The organism is Porphyromonas endodontalis (genome assembly GCF_052173515.1).
Classification (GTDB): domain Bacteria; phylum Bacteroidota; class Bacteroidia; order Bacteroidales; family Porphyromonadaceae; genus Porphyromonas; species Porphyromonas endodontalis_A.
Map to the genome: position 1 here is coordinate 1 of NZ_JBQMYL010000015.1, position 16,392 is coordinate 16,392.

16 protein-coding genes and 1 pseudogene are annotated in these 16,392 nt (G+C 46.2%); 14 read left to right on the forward strand and 3 right to left on the reverse strand.

The features are described from left to right. Positions 1–164: 164 nt before the first annotated feature. Positions 165–461: pseudogene (locus tag ACTTHR_RS07360) on the forward strand (tyrosine-type recombinase/integrase); the annotation flags it as partial. 36 nt (positions 462–497) lie between these two features. Here the strand turns inward: ACTTHR_RS07360 and ACTTHR_RS07365 are convergent. The 3 genes from ACTTHR_RS07365 to ACTTHR_RS07375 all read right to left on the reverse strand — a co-directional run bounded on the left by ACTTHR_RS07365 (position 498) and on the right by ACTTHR_RS07375 (position 2,873). Further along, positions 498–1,466, reverse strand: a complete 969-nt coding sequence (locus ACTTHR_RS07365; RefSeq protein WP_012458261.1) for an adenine-specific methyltransferase EcoRI family protein — start codon at positions 1,464–1,466, stop codon at positions 498–500. A 19-nt stretch (positions 1,467–1,485) separates the two neighbouring features. Further along, positions 1,486–2,322, reverse strand: coding sequence for an EcoRI family type II restriction endonuclease (locus ACTTHR_RS07370; RefSeq protein ID WP_442605707.1), 837 nt, complete (start codon positions 2,320–2,322; stop codon positions 1,486–1,488). A 77-nt stretch (positions 2,323–2,399) separates the two neighbouring features. After that, positions 2,400–2,873 (reverse strand): histidinol phosphate phosphatase, encoded by a 474-nt coding sequence (locus tag ACTTHR_RS07375; protein ID WP_442605708.1) that lies wholly within the window; start codon positions 2,871–2,873, stop codon positions 2,400–2,402. A 225-nt stretch (positions 2,874–3,098) separates the two neighbouring features. Here ACTTHR_RS07375 and ACTTHR_RS07380 point away from each other — a divergent pair, with 225 nt between their 5' ends. The 13 genes from ACTTHR_RS07380 to ACTTHR_RS07440 all read left to right on the forward strand — a co-directional run bounded on the left by ACTTHR_RS07380 (position 3,099) and on the right by ACTTHR_RS07440 (position 16,390). Beyond that, on the forward strand, positions 3,099–3,959 hold the full coding sequence (locus tag ACTTHR_RS07380; protein WP_442605709.1) for a glycosyltransferase family 2 protein: 861 nt from the start codon (positions 3,099–3,101) through the stop codon (positions 3,957–3,959). A gap of 120 nt (positions 3,960–4,079) precedes the next feature. Next, positions 4,080–4,991 (forward strand): YitT family protein, encoded by a 912-nt coding sequence (locus ACTTHR_RS07385; protein WP_004334280.1) that lies wholly within the window; start codon positions 4,080–4,082, stop codon positions 4,989–4,991. Then, positions 4,988–5,683, forward strand: a complete 696-nt coding sequence (locus ACTTHR_RS07390) for a peptidylprolyl isomerase (RefSeq protein WP_442605710.1) — start codon at positions 4,988–4,990, stop codon at positions 5,681–5,683. The genes ACTTHR_RS07385 and ACTTHR_RS07390 overlap by 4 nt, the downstream gene beginning before the upstream one ends. A gap of 17 nt (positions 5,684–5,700) precedes the next feature. Beyond that, entirely contained in the window at positions 5,701–6,414 is a 714-nt protein-coding gene (locus ACTTHR_RS07395) for an SAM-dependent methyltransferase (RefSeq protein ID WP_442605711.1), read from the forward strand. A 12-nt stretch (positions 6,415–6,426) separates the two neighbouring features. Further along, positions 6,427–7,869: a methyltransferase RsmF C-terminal domain-like protein gene (locus tag ACTTHR_RS07400; protein ID WP_442605712.1), complete on the forward strand. Its 1,443-nt coding sequence runs from the start codon at positions 6,427–6,429 to the stop codon at positions 7,867–7,869. A gap of 142 nt (positions 7,870–8,011) precedes the next feature. Continuing rightward, the gene (gene queF, locus ACTTHR_RS07405; protein ID WP_281676895.1) at positions 8,012–8,473 is read left to right on the forward strand and encodes a preQ(1) synthase; all 462 of its coding nucleotides are present in this window, start codon (positions 8,012–8,014) and stop codon (positions 8,471–8,473) included. Then, a complete protein-coding gene (locus tag ACTTHR_RS07410; RefSeq protein WP_442605713.1) occupies positions 8,442–9,407 on the forward strand; it encodes a diacylglycerol/lipid kinase family protein in 966 nt (321 codons plus the stop codon). Before queF ends, ACTTHR_RS07410 begins: the two co-directional genes overlap by 32 nt. Continuing rightward, complete coding sequence (locus tag ACTTHR_RS07415) at positions 9,404–10,414, forward strand: calcium/sodium antiporter (RefSeq protein WP_442605714.1); 1,011 nt, start codon at positions 9,404–9,406, stop codon at positions 10,412–10,414. Before ACTTHR_RS07410 ends, ACTTHR_RS07415 begins: the two co-directional genes overlap by 4 nt. A gap of 6 nt (positions 10,415–10,420) precedes the next feature. Continuing rightward, on the forward strand, positions 10,421–10,957 hold the full coding sequence (locus ACTTHR_RS07420) for an FHA domain-containing protein (RefSeq protein WP_424776945.1): 537 nt from the start codon (positions 10,421–10,423) through the stop codon (positions 10,955–10,957). Between the two features lie 21 nt (positions 10,958–10,978). Continuing rightward, the gene (gene gmd, locus ACTTHR_RS07425) at positions 10,979–12,145 is read left to right on the forward strand and encodes a GDP-mannose 4,6-dehydratase (protein ID WP_304285012.1); all 1,167 of its coding nucleotides are present in this window, start codon (positions 10,979–10,981) and stop codon (positions 12,143–12,145) included. A gap of 21 nt (positions 12,146–12,166) precedes the next feature. Further along, entirely contained in the window at positions 12,167–13,252 is a 1,086-nt protein-coding gene (locus tag ACTTHR_RS07430) for a GDP-L-fucose synthase family protein (protein ID WP_442605715.1), read from the forward strand. 49 nt (positions 13,253–13,301) lie between these two features. Beyond that, positions 13,302–14,600, forward strand: coding sequence for an L-cysteine desulfidase family protein (locus ACTTHR_RS07435; RefSeq protein ID WP_442605716.1), 1,299 nt, complete (start codon positions 13,302–13,304; stop codon positions 14,598–14,600). 89 nt (positions 14,601–14,689) lie between these two features. Continuing rightward, complete coding sequence (locus ACTTHR_RS07440) at positions 14,690–16,390, forward strand: hypothetical protein (protein ID WP_442605717.1); 1,701 nt, start codon at positions 14,690–14,692, stop codon at positions 16,388–16,390. The last annotated feature ends 2 nt before the right edge of the window (positions 16,391–16,392 follow it).

A 16,392-nucleotide genomic window follows, 5' to 3' on the forward strand; every position in this document is an offset into this window, starting at 1 on the left:
AAAAAGCTCATGAGCTTTCATCAAATTCCTAATGAGCTTTTATAAGAATGGTCATTAGCAATCGCCTGAGTGGTCATTAAGAATAGAGGAAAAGGTTCGTATCGGGGAGGAAGAGGCTGAGATGAAGAAGATCTTCCGCTTGATGGTTTTTAGATTTTGAAGAAGAGAATAAGGGTAATTACAAGATATTCCTTGAAACAATGAGCAAGGGCAAACTACTTACCCATTTCAAAGTCGTGGGCTTGGCATGTGGCATTCGTACTCCGCTGGGCTACCACGTTGGACGACATAGCTTCGGCACGCTGACCTTGGAAGCTGGTATTCCGATGGAGAGCATTGCCAAGATGATGGGACATTCGTCCATTGCCAGCACACAAATCTATGCCCAAATCACCGACCAAAAGATTGCAAGGGATATGGAGAGATTGATGCAACAAAAGAGTACTAATGATGTAAACTGATACTTATTGGCAATATCCTTTCATTTTAAGAGTGGTTTATTTCGGTCTGATGATTATCCTGAAATAAGGACACTTTCCATTTACTGATAGGTCTTTCTCATCGTCTCCTTTTCGGAACTTGACAATTTCAAATTGTTTAGGGTTAAACTTATGCAGAAATGTTATCGGAACACCCATATATCCGTTATAATCTTGCGGAATATCCTGCGTTCGATTGACATTGATACCGTTATAATTGTCATATTTGGGATATTCTTGTTCGTGTCCGCAATAGCTTTTAGTTAGCAAGATATTTTCATGCCGCAAGAAATTATCCAAATTAGTAAGCCATAGACAATTATTGGGGGATATAATCCTGTCGCCCGAATCATCTGTCCGTGCTTCCGTCCCGTAGAGTTCATAATGTTCCGGCACGATGAACCCCGAAATTCCTCTGCCAAGATTAACCCCCAGCCATACCTTATTGTTTTGAATGAGTTTGAAGATTTCCTTGTAGGTAATGGCGTTGATGTTCCCGATAATCAGAAATTGCTTATCGTATCTAATCAATTGTGTAACATAGTCTCGGAATAGAGAAAAGGGAGGATTGGTAACAACGATGTCCGATTGTTTCAACAAGGCAATACTTTCCGGACTTCGAAAATCGCCATCTCCTTTGAAGTAAACGACATTGGCTTTTTTCGGGTCGTTGTCAGTTAATTCCGTACCTGTATATTCAAAGAAAAATCCATGTTTGTTTTCCCTTGTATTAAATAAGTCCATATTCTGCTCCTTGTAACAGGCTGCAATAATTTTCTTGATTCCCATCTCTTTGAAATGAGAAACAAAATACCTGAAAAAGTTGCTGATGCGTGGGTCATCGCAATTGCAATATACCACTTTGTCTTTGAAATGACTTTTATAATGCTGCAATTCGCTCTCTATGTCAGCAAGCTGTGTATAGAACTCATCGTTCTTCTGCTTTTTTGCCTTTTGCAGCAATTCATTTGTCGCCTTCCTTGCCATACTCCAAATTCTATTTTGATTACTTTTTCAGAGTTAGCTGCTTAAATAGATCGCTACCCAATATTTGCAGAGAAGTTTTTGAAATATCAAGCATAATTTCGAGCATCTTGTTGACACCCCATCTTTCTCCATTTCCCTGTGTGTAAATAGAGGTTGCTTGAAGCATGATTGCCTTGTCGTTATGTTTGACAAACTTGTTCTTGCACAAGTTTGTATTGATAGGCATACCGTAATTGGCAGCGGTCAGTCTGTCTAGTCTGTTCAGTATCCCCGAATGGTATTCGAGTTTTATGACTCTTCCGTCAGGACGCTTCACAGAAATGGTTTCTGTAAGAAAATTCGACCCTTCCAAGAACAATACATAAGGAAAGTGCGACTCTGCCAGCATCAGATTGGCAATTTCGGATATGTTCTTGTGCGAACGCTCAATAGCATTGCCGGCAGCCATAAGGTCTTGGTCATTCTTTTTCCCAACGAGTTTGCCGGCCTTGATGTTTTCTATATCCTTTCCTTGATGTTTTGCTTCGGAAACCAAAATTACTCTCCAATTGCCGTTGTCGTCTTTCACTTCAACAATTCCGCCATCAGGGATAATACTTGAATTTGGAACGAAAAGCGTCTGCCCCAAATCTGGGTCAATTTTCTTTAAGGCTTCATTAATCTCTTCTTTCTTGATGCTCGTCCTATATCGAAATTCCAATTGTGGATATTCTTTTTGAAGCTCTTTTACGACACGATGCGAAATCTCTCCAACGGTCAAGTCATGCAGTTTCGCCTCTTCTCCGAAAATACCGACAACCCCTTTTGATCCCTTTTGTTGGGTTGTTAGTCTGTTGGACTGATTCTTTTTAGACATAAATCTTTCTTCGTGTATAACAATTAAAAGCAGTTACGGAGTGAATGCTGATATCGGCAATTGCTCCGCAAGTTCGATTAAAGTCCGTCGTCTTCGTTTGAGCCACCACCTTCATTGGGTTGTGGAGTAGGCTTTTTTGAGCCTTTCTTGGGCTTAGCTATTGTCTGTTCGTAAGTGACATCGGTAAGAGTAAAATATTTCTTTGAAGGACTGAGGCGAACGACTGGTTTTTCGATGTGCTTCTGCACGTTGAAAACCTCGCCTTGTGGCACTATCTTACTTTTGAACGATGGACTCAGTGCACCCAAATCTCCGAACTCCACGATGTCGCCATTGGCTACAATATCACATGCAATTTCCGTGGCGTAGTTCAATACGGCTTCCACTTCTTGACGATTAAATGTGGTGGACTTTGCTACACGTTCGAAGAAACTGCGGAAGTCCACACGACGTCTGCCCGTAGGATGGGCAACTTGTACCGTCTTTCCTGCCTGAGGACCGACATTCATCTTGCGTTCCATAAGAACGAATTGCAATGGTTTATTTGCCATAATTCAATGGTGTTTGCTCCTTTGTTTTCTCTCTCGAAGTCAGAGGATTTCGCTCACGAGAGCGACTCCTTACACTAATTGGTGCAAATGTACTTAATTTATACTGAAAGATACTAGGCAATTACGAGATTGGGGAGACATTTAGATGCTTACTTCTGTGAGGTTGCCCATGGAAGAGAGAGGGGTTCGGTGAGAATCTCCTACCTTTGCTGGGGATTAAACGTTATGGATAAGACAGCCTACACTCCACGTCGCATTGCTGCCATTACAATGGCAAGAAACGATGACTTTTTTCTCAATCGCTGGGTACGCTACTATGGAGAAGCACTCGGTTACGAACACCTATATATATACCTAGACGGACTGGAGCAGGCAATCCCCTCACGAGCTATCCCCGAACAAGTAAAACGTTGGGAGCATCGTACGTTATCCCGAGCTCAAGGGGATAAATATCGTATCGGCTTGCTCAGCTCTCTTGCACAGCAGTTGTTTGCTAAGGGATACGATCTTGTCATAGGCTGTGATGCTGATGAGTTCCTTATCGTAGATCCCCAAAGAGAAATGGGGCTTGCCGAGTACCTTTCTCGACAAGATCTTCCCTCGTGTGCTAGTGCATTAGGGTTGGATTTGGGGCAGCGCATCGGAGAAGAAGAGACGTTGGATAGTAGTCGCTCTTTCCTCGCTCAAAGGCACTACGCTGTATTGAGTTCGCGCTATACCAAGGCTGTCATTTTGGCTCGTCCCTTGCAATGGGGGTCGGGATTTCATCGAGTTAAGGGGCATAACTATCACATTCTGACCGATTTGTACCTTGTTCACACGGGATACTGCGACTTAAAACGCCTCCAACTCCGTACGCAAGACTCGCAACGGACGGATGCCTCGTGGGGAGCCCACCTCAAGCGCAGAGCCAAAACGATCTACTACACTACGCATCACAAGGCAATTCCCTCAGACAAAATACTCTCCCGTGCTCGGCGCTGGCAAACGCTCTACCGCCCCCTATACGCCCTAAACAAGCCCAAAATGCCTTGCTCGCCTCGGGTTGTACAGCTCCCCTCTCGCTTTTCGCAGATTGAGATCTAGGCTTTTTGCTAGAATTTCCTCCTTTGGCTCTTGTCGGAGGGCTGGATAACTAGTCCAAATTTCCCTACCTTTGCAGCCAAACAATTAGGTGATATAAACGAAGAAACCCTATTCATCCGGATGAAAATGAGAAGGAATCCATTCATCTCCAATCCAACAATCACGGGGAAGCAAGTTGCCAACGATTTATTTTTGGTACTCATCGGTGCTATCCTTCAGGCCGCGGCTTATTCCATCTTTATTGCACCGGCAGGGATTGTGCCTGGGGGTGTATATGGTATCAGCATTGGTATCAATCACCTAACAGAGGGGCTTTGGTCACTCTTCCCCGAAGGGCTACCCATTGGTAAGGTCTCCCTGTGCTTCAATATCCCTCTATTCTTGCTGGCGGCTCGTAAGCTCGGCATTTATTCCGGAGGGAAAACCATCGCTACATTCCTCCTGATTGCCCTGCTGACTGACCTTATCACGACGCATATAACCAAAGGGCTCCCCATCATAGAAGACGACCCCTTCCTTGCCGCTGTTTATGGAGGAGCGATTTTGGGGCTTGGGGTATTCTTCACCTTTAGAGCAGGGAGCACGAGTGCCGGTACCGACGTACTGGCTCGAGTTTTGGGCAAGGGGCGCAATATCAAAACCAGCAACCTCATTATCCTCATCGATTCGCTTGTGGTACTATTCGGGCTTATCGTTTTCCGTGATTTAAGAGTGCCTCTATACTCCCTTGTCACCATCTTTGTGTATGGTAAGGTACTAGACCTGATGAACCCCGAGAATCCCAACAAAGCCATCTTTATCATCTGCGAAAACCCGCAAGAACTACGTGCTCTTATTATAGACGAACTACAGCTCCGTGCCACCTATCTACATGGTAGAGGGATGTATGCAGGCGTGGAGCGCGATATCATCTTTATGATTGCAGAGCGCAAAGATGTACCTAGGCTTAAACAATATGTGCTGGAGAAGGATCCAAAGGCTTTTATCGCTACTGCTAATGCAACCAACGATACATTACCCCCATTAATATGAAAAGACTTGTACTCTCTTTCCTCTGTCTCATCGCCCTCACTACTCAGCTCAAAGCTCAATATACGGCTCCTCTTACCAATGAAGCATCCTTCTTTGTCAAGATAGAGACCAGCAAGGGAAATTTTGTGGTTGCTCTCTATGATGGCACCCCACGCCATCGAGACAATTTCTTGCAGCTAGTACGCGCTCATAGCTATGAGGGCACGCTCTTCCATCGTGTCATCGACCGCTTTATGATACAAGGGGGCAACCTGATGACTCGAGGGGCTACTTCGTCTACAGATGTGAGCCAAGACACCATAAGCACACGCATTCCGCACGAAATTGATCTTACGCGCTTCTTTCACAAGCATGGGGCTCTATGTGCGGCTCGCGAAGGGGATGAGGTGAATCCAGAAAAGGCCTCTTCGTCTACGCAATTCTACATTGTGACGGGGAATTACTTTACCGATCTTGATCTTGATGAGCTGGAGGCTCGCACCGGACGCAAGTACACACCCGAGCAACGAGAGGCTTACAAGCTCTATGGAGGAACACCCCACCTTGACAATGGATACACCGTCTTTGGCGAAGTGGTAAGTGGTATGGATGTGGTAGAGGAGATACAGCGTGTGGCTACCAACGACCAAAACAGACCTCGCAAAGATGTTATCATCAAGAAAGTAAGCATCGTTGCCAAACCTAAGAAATAGGAGCATCCTAACGTCTTATGACAAACTCTTCCGGCATCCTCTATATGCTACCTGTACCCATTGCAGAGGGTAGTATAACGGACTTTTTTCCTCAAGCGAATGCTCCCATAATAGAGCAATTGAACCTATTCTTTGTTGAGAATATTCGTTCGGCACGTAGGGCAATTAGGCTCTTTTGTCCCCATAAACCGATAGACCCCATCACCTTTATAGAGATCGGGAAACATGCCGATGAGGCAACCTTTAGTGAGGCCTTTATTCTGATGGAGAAGGGAGAGTCTGCGGGAGTACTCTCCGAAGCCGGATGCCCCGGAGTGGCGGACCCCGGAGCTAGAGTAGCTCGTCTAGCCCATGAGCACAAGATACGAGTGGTACCCCTTATAGGCCCCTCTTCCCTACTGCTAGCCTTGATGGCATCCGGTCTTAATGGTCAGTGCTTTGCCTTCTCAGGCTATCTCCCCAAAGAGCCAACCGAGCTAAAGAAATGCATCGCAAAGCTAGAGCGGCGCATCACGGAAGAAGGGCAATCTCAACTATTCATTGAAACTCCCTATCGCAACGAAAAGATAATGGAGAGTTTGCTTGCCCACTGCCGGCCCACTACTCGCCTTTGTGTTGCTCAAGATATTACGGGGCAAGAGGAGCATATCGAGACTCGCTCCATTGCTCAGTGGCGCAAGAAGCCTTTCTCGTTAGCGAAGGTCCCTACCCTTTTCATCCTAGGCTCCTAGAGGGATAGCACTATGGCCGATCTTATTCCCCCCTTGCCTCAAGACTTTGTTCATCAGATTGAGCAGGACTTTCCACGAGAGGCTGCAAACCTTTTAGTTGCATTGGATGATACCGATCCTGTCGTAAGTCTTCGTCTCAATATCCGCAAATGTGCGCGTTACAATGCGGCATGCTCCCCAGCTTACCCTGCCACGCCGATCCCTTGGTGCCAAGAGGGATATAGACTTGAGGGGCGCCCATTCTTCGCTCACGATCCCCTGTGGCACGCTGGTATGTACTATGTACAAGAGGCTGCCTCTATGGCTCTCGCCCAGCTAGCGCCTCTCATCCCTAAACATCCCATAGAGGTGCTAGATCTATGTGCCGCCCCAGGGGGAAAATCTACCCTTTTACTCGACATTTTACCCGAGCATAGTACCCTCGTAGCCAACGAACCAATTCCCAAACGTGCTCAGATATTGCGAGAGAACCTCTTGAAATGGGGCTATCCCCATACGATAGTTACCAACAATTATCCGGATCAGTTGGCAGCAACAGGAGCACAGTTTGATATGATTGTAGTAGATGCTCCTTGTTCGGGCGAAGGTCTCTTCCGTAAAACGCCGGAGGCTCGTCTGGAGTGGTCGATACAATCAGTAAACGAATGCGCCCTACGCCAAAGAGAGATTCTTGATGCTGCGTGGGCTATGTTACGGCCTGGTGGCATGCTCGTATATTGTACCTGTACCTTTAATCGACACGAAGACGAGGAGCAGGCGGAATATCTCTTGCGAGAACATAATGCCAGCCCTATCGCTGCGATTACCCCACCCGAAGAATGGCATTGGGTTGAGGGGAAAGGCGGGCTTGGATGGCACTTCCTCCCCGGGATAACCATGGGAGAAGGGTTCTATTTCGCCGCTTTCTACAAGCCTCAAGAGGAAGATAATAACACCTCTTCTACTCCACTCTCCAAAACAGCAAAGAGAAAAGCAGGACGTAAAGAAACATCCGGCATTTCATTTTCTGATATAGATAGACGTTGGTTCCTTTGCGAAGAGGGAGATGAAAGGGAAGTGGGGAAGTTCGTTATATCCCCCGTCGCACCTGAGGTTATACAGTGGATCCCCTCACAGCTCCTCCCTAAATACCAAGAATTGGCATCCTCAAAAGCCATCCGCATTTTGTCAGCAGGGGTTTCTGTAGGAGAATCTAAGGGGAAAGAAATAGTGCCCTCTCCTCTGCTCCCTTATAGTCAGCTTTGCAACATCTCAGCCTTCCCTACCATAGTTCTTGATAGGGAGCAAGCATTGGCGTATTTAGCAGGAGAAACTCTTGCATCCTTCCCCTCAACTCCCAAAGGATTTTGCCTCGTTTGCTACGAAGGGATTCCGCTCGGATTTGTCAAAAACATTGGAACGAGGTACAACAATCTCTACCCCAAACCTTATCGTCTAAGGCACCTGCCTCAGTAGCTCCCCACGCCCTACTCTTACCTTGCTAGGAGGAAAATCGATACTATTAGCTTAATCCCTAAGGAGAAAGCAACTAAGAATAATGGTATAAGCGTATGTTTGACTACTTTTGTAGAGACAAACAGAATATACTATAAGTTCTATGGATAGATCAGAAGAGGGGCTTGAGCTCCTTGGTAAAAAAACTGAGTATAAAGAAGATTATGCTCCGGAAGTCCTGGAGGCATTCAGCAATAAGCATCCCCAACGTGACTACTGGGTTCGCTTTGTCTGCCCGGAGTTTACGGCTCTCTGCCCCATTACGGGGCAACCCGACTTCGCTACAATCTACATCGATTACATCCCAGACGAACGCATGGTAGAGAGCAAAAGTCTCAAACTCTATCTCTTCAGCTTTCGTTCGCATGGTGCTTTTCACGAAGATTGTGTCAATATCATTATGGACGATCTCATCAAGCTGATGAATCCCAAATACATAGAGGTAACGGGTGACTTTAGCCCTCGTGGAGGGATTAGTATTGTGCCCTTCTGCAACTATGGGCGCCCTGGGACGCAATATGAGGCTATAGCTCGTGAGCGACTGCTCCGCCATGATCGCCATTAATCATCATTCCCTAGAAGACAAGACTTTCATGCTCAAGCCTAGTCGCATACTTGCCATCATTAATCCCATCTCCGGAGTTGGCTCCAAGACCCGTATCCCGGGGCTTCTTGCAGATGCCTACAACTCAAGAGAAGAAGAGCTACTAATCACCTATACAAAAGGAGAGGGTCATGCCATTCGCCTAGTAAAGGAGGCAATAGAAAATGATATAGACAGCATCATTGCTGTGGGTGGAGATGGTACCATCAACGAGATTGCGAGTGCATTGCATGGCTCTCACGTCAAAATGGGAATAATCCCCAAGGGGAGTGGTAATGGTTTAGCACGAGCCTTGGGACTCCCTCTCTCCAGCGATGCCGAGGCTGTTCGAGTAATCACAGAAGGGCATACCACAGCCATAGATACAGGTTTGGTTGATGGTAAACCCTTCTTCTGTACTTGCGGCGTGGGATTTGATGCGGAGATGACCAAGCGGTATGCCGAGACTTCGCGCCGAGGGCTGATTACTTACATCAAAGCGGCCATTGATGAGTACATCGCTTTCCGTCCCCAACAGTACCGCATTACCATTGATGGCGAAATCATTGAGACAAAAGCCTTTCTTGTTACGGCAGCCAATATAGATCAATACGGCAATAACTTCTATATAGCTCCGGATGCAAGTCCCTCCGATGGGCTACTCGATCTTGTCATTCTACGCCCCTTCGATCCCCTACTCGCTGGGCACGTTGCCTTACAGCTTGTGACCAAAAATATAGACAAAAACAGCTGTGTCGATAGTTATAGAGGGGCTAATATTGTGATAGAGCGAGAGTGCGATGATAAAGCCCCGGCTCAGATTGACGGAGAGTCTGTACTGGCCGGCAATCGTATAGAGATTGGCGTACGCAAACAAAGTCTTCTCGTTTATACCCCCCAACCTACTGAAAAATGAGTACACTTCTTAGTATTGGCATGTTGCTTGGGGGGCTGGCTCTAGTCTTCTACGGAGCCAACTTCTTGACCGATGGGGCTAGCTCTATTGCTCGACGGATGCAGGTGTCGGCTCTTGTTATTGGGCTTACAGTTGTTGCTATTGGTACTTCTACTCCCGAACTTGCCGTCAGTCTCTCCAGTGCCATACAGGGGAAAGAGAGTATTGCCTTAGGTAACGTCCTAGGAAGTAATATCTTCAATATCTTGACTATCTTAGGCGTCACAGCTATTATTACCCCACTGCGAGTAGGTAAGAGCACATTGTATGCCGAGGTCCCTATGGTGTTTGTTATCTCCATTGCTCTCATTCTACTTGCTAATGACACACTCCTACATAATAGCACCATAAATAGCCTTGATCATGGTGATGGTCTTGTATTGCTTCTTTTCTTTCTTCTCTTTATGTGTTACACCTTCTACATTGCTCGTAAGAAGGGGACAAAGGGGAAAGATGTAGCGCAGCAACCCGATAGTAATGCTCCTCAAATCAAAATTTATGGTTGGTGGCTATCTATTGGGATGGTAATAGGGGGCCTTGTAATGCTCATTATTGGAGGAAATTTATTCACGGAAGGAGCCTCTGCCATTGCTCGTGCTCTAGGAGTTAGCGAATCTGTGATAGGGCTTACTCTCGTTGCAGTGGGTACCTCTGTACCCGAACTTGCCACTTCTATCGTCGCAGCACGAAAAGGAGAAGTAGATATGGCAATAGGCAATATCGTAGGTAGCAATATCTTTAATATTGCACTAATCCTCGGAATAACCGCCACTATCCGCCCCATTGAAACCGAAGGCATTACCCTGTTAGATTATGGAGTAATGCTGCTCGCTGTTGTACTGCTCTTTGTCTTTACTCTATTTTACGGCAAGCGTGAGATCAAACGATTGGAGGGGATAGCTCTTCTCTTGGTCTACATCATCTATACTGTTTGGCTGATCCTCCAAGAAACCTCCTTCTTAGCATAAAACAACATGAAGTACATACTGTGTCCCTATTGTAAGAAACGCCTTGAGGCTACTTGGATTCGGAGTGTTTTGGATAAGAATGGTCATGTGGATACTCCTTGTCCCGGGTGTCATAGACAACTTGCCTTTACCCTACGCCCCCCCAAAGCTTCCAGGCAAATGGAGGGCGGGAGTACAGGTCGCCTGGACAAACGCGAAGAGGGGCAACCTCTTGCTTATTTGCAGGTTGTAGAAAATGTATTTGGCTATTCGGCACAATTCCCTCTCTACGAGGGGCTCAATAGGATAGGCCGTTATAATGATAGACATACGGAAATTGAGGTCGCCATTCGCACGGCAGACCCAAGCCTCGATCGCAATCAATCGCTACTAACCATAGAGAAAGATAAAGAGGGAAATGTAGTTGCTATCCTTATGGATGATGATAGCATGACAGGGACCTTTGTGAATGCACGCGAGCTTGACCCGGGCGAGAAGCATCAACTCTCTGATGGAGATGTGATAACCCTTGGGGCTACTTCTCTTATTTTTTCCATAAAGTAAACTTTGCCATAAGAGTGAGATATGAGTACACCTACCTCTAGAAAAAAGGCCCTTATCACCGGTGTCACAGGGCAGGATGGAGCCTATTTGAGCGAATACCTACTCAAACGAGGATACGAAGTTCATGGGCTGAAGCGCCGCTCTTCTCTATTCAATACAGAGCGTGTAGATCATCTTTACCAAGATCCTCACCTAGAAGGGCGTAACTTCTACCTTCACTATGCTGATATGACAGATGGGCAGGGGCTGACTCGTCTCATTGGAGAGATTGCTCCGGATGAGGTATATAATCTTGCAGCACAAAGCCATGTAAAGGTTAGCTTTGAGCTGCCGGAATATACTGCCGATGTTGTCGCTTTGGGTACTCTTCGTCTACTAGAGGCAATACATCTACTCCGTATGGAAGATAAAGTGCGTTTCTACCAAGCCTCTACCAGCGAACTCTTTGGGCTTGTGCAAGAGATGCCTCAGAGGGAGACTACCCCATTCTACCCCCGAAGCCCCTATGCCGTTGCCAAACTCTATGCCTATTGGATTACGGTGAACTATCGGGAGGCATACGGAATACATGCCAGTAATGGCATCCTCTTTAATCACGAATCCCCTCTCCGTGGAGAGACTTTTGTAACTCGCAAGATAACCAGAAGTGCCAGCCGCATTGCCATGGGCTTACAAGATCGGCTCTACCTAGGCAATCTCTCGGCACGACGTGATTGGGGGCACGCCAAAGATTATGTACGCTCTATGCATCTCATCTTGCAGCGCGATACCCCTGACGATTATGTGGTAGCTACGGGGGTCACTACAGAGGTACGTACCTTCGTCCAACTCGCTTTTTCTGAAGTCGGATTTTCTATCGAATTCCGCGGAAAAGGATTGAATGAAGAGGGGGTGGTTACTGCTATAGATGCCGATCGCGTAGCTCAGACTGTGGGGAAAGAATTTCTCTCTCATGCACGCAGTTTAGTTGGGAAAGCCATCGTTGCCGTAGACCCAGTCTATTTCCGTCCTACTGAGGTAGAGGTTCTTTTGGGAGATGCAACTAAGGCTCGCAATCTTCTGCATTGGCAACCGGAGTATACTCTTGCTGATATTGTACACGATATGATGGAAAGCGACGTGCAACTTATGAAGCGAGAAGCCTACCTAAAGCAGGGAGGATTTTCCATCTACAACTACTTTGAATAAAAATTTTCTGCCATCATACTTATGGATAAGAGTGCCCGTATCTACATTGCAGGTCACCGAGGGCTAGTGGGGAGTGCCATCTATAGAGAGCTCAAGCGACAGGGATACAAAAATCTCATCACTCGTACCCATTCGGAGCTTGACCTCCTTGATGCTGTAGCTGTTCGCAAGTTTTTCGACAAAGTGCAGCCTCAGTACGTATTCCTTGCAGCAGCTTTTGTTGGAGGGATACTTGCCAATAGTCGCTATCGGGCAGATTTTATCTATAAGAACCTAGGGATACAACAAAATGTGATTGGCGAGAGCTATCACCATCATGTGGAGAAACTCCTCTTTCTAGGGAGTACATGTATCTACCCTGCCAATGCTCCTCAGCCCATGAAAGAGGACTGCCTCCTGACCTCTTCTCTAGAGTATACCAACGAGCCCTATGCTATTGCCAAAATCGCAGGGCTCAAGATGTGTGAGAGCTTCAACCTACAATATGGTTGCAACTATCTCGCAGTAATGCCTACCAATCTCTATGGTCCCGGGGACAACTTTCATTTAGAAAATAGTCATGTACTACCGGCTATGATGCGTAAAATGCACTTAGCAAAACTCCTTCGCCAGGCAGACGTGGAAGCCTTACGACGCGATATTGACTTGCGTCCTATCTCGGGATTGGACAAAAACTCCTCCCTAGATCAAATTACCGAGCGTCTTGCCTCCTTTGGTATCACTTCGGATGAACTTGTACTTTGGGGCTCGGGCTCTGTTTTACGCGAATTTATGTGGAGTGAAGATATGGCAGCAGCATGTATCTACGTAATGAATCACATTGATTTTTCTCATCTATCGGCAGATGCTCCTAGAGGAGAAATCCGCAATTGTCATCTCAATGTGGGCACAGGTGTAGAGCATTCTATCTCTCAAATTGCTGAAGAGGTACGAAATGCTGTCAACTTTGAAGGCACTATTGCCTTCGATCATATTCACCCCGATGGTACCCGACGAAAACTTACAGATCCCTCTCGCCTCAAAACCCTTGGGTGGGAATACACCACCTCTATAGAAGAGGGGCTTCCCAAATTGTATCAATGGTATTGTCAAACGAATACGCTATAAAACTACTCCCACAACAATACGAACTTATTTTCTTCCGTTGATAGATTGTATGCTTACTCCAGAAATAGAAGCTCAGTGTATTGAGCTTATCAAGAATGAAGTTATACCCGCTACGGGATGTACAGAGCCTGTAGCTGTGGCTTTAGCGGCTGCACAAGCTGCCCAAACTCTTGGGGAATCTCCTACGTCTATAGAGGTTCTCTTAAGTGCCAATATGCTCAAAAATGCCATGGGAGTAGGCATCCCCGGTACGGGAATGATTGGGCTTCCCATTGCCGTTGCTCTAGGAATTATTTTGGCAGACCCTTCGAAGGATCTTACTATACTAGAAAACTTTAGCCAAGAGCAGCTGGCGCAAGCAAAAGCCTTAGTAGACAAAAAGATCATGTCTATACGTCTCAAAGAAGGCGATATAGATAAGCTCTATATAGAAATTAACCTCCAAGGAGCTAACCATACAGCGAGCACAATTATCCAAAGTAACCACCGCAATATCGCTTACATACGTCGGGATGATGAGGTTCTCCTAGATCAACTCTCCGGCGATAATTGTTCTACACAAGGGTCAAGCAATGAAGCAGAAGGACTACAACTTACTTTTGATCTAGTCTATGAGTTTGCCACCACAACTCCTCTAGAGAAACTTACTTTCATACAAGAGGCTGCTCGACTCAATAAAGCAGCAAGTGAATTTGGTCTCAAAGGCTCTTACGGTCACTCTGTTGGACAGATGATACAGGGGGATTGGGGAAAGAAATATCTCGGGAACTCGGCTCTCACGGAGATGCTTACCTACACAAGTGCAGCTTGCGATGCCCGTATGGATGGTGCTCCCGTTACCGTTATGAGTAACTCTGGTAGCGGCAATCAGGGAATCACGGCGACCCTACCCGTACTAACCTTTGCACAGCATGAGGGTGCAAGCGAGGAGCAAACTATACGAGCATTGGTTCTCAGCAACCTTATGGTGATCTACGTAAAGCAAAAATTAGGTCGCCTATCTGCTCTCTGTGGATGCGTTGTGGCTGCAACAGGATCGAGTTGTGGATTGACCTACCTAATGGGAGGCAGTCGAGAACAAATCGAGTTTTCCATAAAAAATATGGTGGGCAACATTACAGGGATGCTGTGCGATGGAGCCAAACCGAGCTGCAGTATGAAGGTCTCAAGTGGAGTATCTACGGCCATGTTCTCTGCCCTACTTGCTATGGAACACAAAGTTGTAACTAGTAGTGAAGGCATTGTAGACGAGAGTGTAGACTCTACCATAAGTAATCTTGCAAGTATTGGCCGTGTAGGAATGAATGAGACGGATCGACTTGTACTCGATATCATGACTCAGAAATAACACTAAGCTCTCCTCTGTAAAGTATTCAACCCTTCTAATCATATATGGATTCTACTTTCTCTCCTTCAAAGACTGTTCTTCCACAGCGCATGTCTTTCTCTGCATTTGTTCGCCTTGTAGTGCTCAATTGGTATTGGTTTGCCCTATCATTGGTGATAGCCTTTGGCTTTATCAAAATGTTAGGGAATAGTTCTGCTATCGGGAATAATAAGTACCGCATGGCTGTAATGACACGCTTCCCCATACAGACTCCTAAATCTGATAAGGTCTTCGTAGATGCAAACTCTGGAAAAGAAGAGCCTCTTTGGAAGCATACTCCCGCATTCGATGCAGCTCAAATCTATGGATGGATTGTCTCAGCGGACATTATCTATCGAACAGGAAAGAGGGTGGGTTTCGAAGTAGAATACGCTCAACGAAGCGGTTTTTCTTCTCGCGATATATACAATCACATTCCTTTCAGACTTCTTTTTCCCGATGCTGTTGATGCCGACTACTTTACCTTGGTAGTACGACAAGAAGCTGACGGATTACAACTCTCCCAAATAAAGGGGGTATATCAAGGGAAGGAGCTAAAAGGGACGAGTTCATACTCCATACTATTACCTTGGAATAGTACCGTTGAGACCCCTGTAGGAAAAGTAATACTACAAGACAACCCAGGATGGGAAGAATACGGAATAAGATCCTATGCCTCAGACAAACCCATCTATATCACACGACGGAGTGTAACAGAAACTCGTGCTCAGTACGACTGGGATATGGAGATTGAGAATGAACTTCCCAATTTTCTCAATGTGGAAGTCTCCACCACAGGCTCTGCGCGACGTGCAAAGCAGATTCTTGCCGGGATGCTGGTCGATCTGGACTCTCTAGTGCGCTACAATGTAACGCTTGACTTAGACAAAGAGGAGGAGATGATAGAGGCTGCACTTCATAGGCTAACGCATCCCGACTCTGTTTCCGCTAGTCTCACGACAGAATCTCGTACGCAAGAGATAAAAGAACTGCAACAGAGACTGGCTCGTACCATAAGTAATAGAGAAGTACTACGCTACGACCATTTGATTGAAGTTACCGCATCCCCAGCTATCCAGCCATCTCCCGTAGGAGCATTCTCGGTCAAGATCATCTTTTTGCTTCTAGGGCTGATTATTCCTACTGTATTAATCTATTATGCTTGGCTCTTACGAGGGAGTGTTTTGGAGCCTCGACAACTATCCCCCTTCTGGCAAAAAGCCCTTATCTCAACGCTTCGTCTGCATCGCAAGAGAGGGAACTACTCAGATACTCCTGAAACGATCGATGCCCTCCGTTTTACGCTTCAATCTAACCTGAAGGAGGATGCCAGTGCTCGTCCCATCCTGTTTACCACTCCATCTAAAAGCTCAAAAGCTCAGAAACGATTGAATAAATTGGTGGCAGACCTTGCTGCAAGTTACTCGTTAGGAGGTGGGAATGTGAGTAAAATAGTACATCTTCTCCACGCCTCCAATAGTTCTGCGGCTAACCTACCCCATGCTCGCATTATAGAACAGGGGTATTGGGGAGGTAAACAATTTTCTCAAGATCTAGCACTCGCAGAAGCGGAGAGAAAGACTCCTACCCTTCTTATCGCACCCTTCGATTCGGTTCATCTATTGGCTTCTCAAGTTGCCCAAATAGTTGTAGTGGTTGAGCAAGATCAGAGCAGAACCACTCTACTCTCGGATCTTGAGCATTCACTATATCAAGTCACTCCGCCTATCCATGCTCTGTGGGTATGCAATGTTTTTCCATTTTTCCGCTAAAC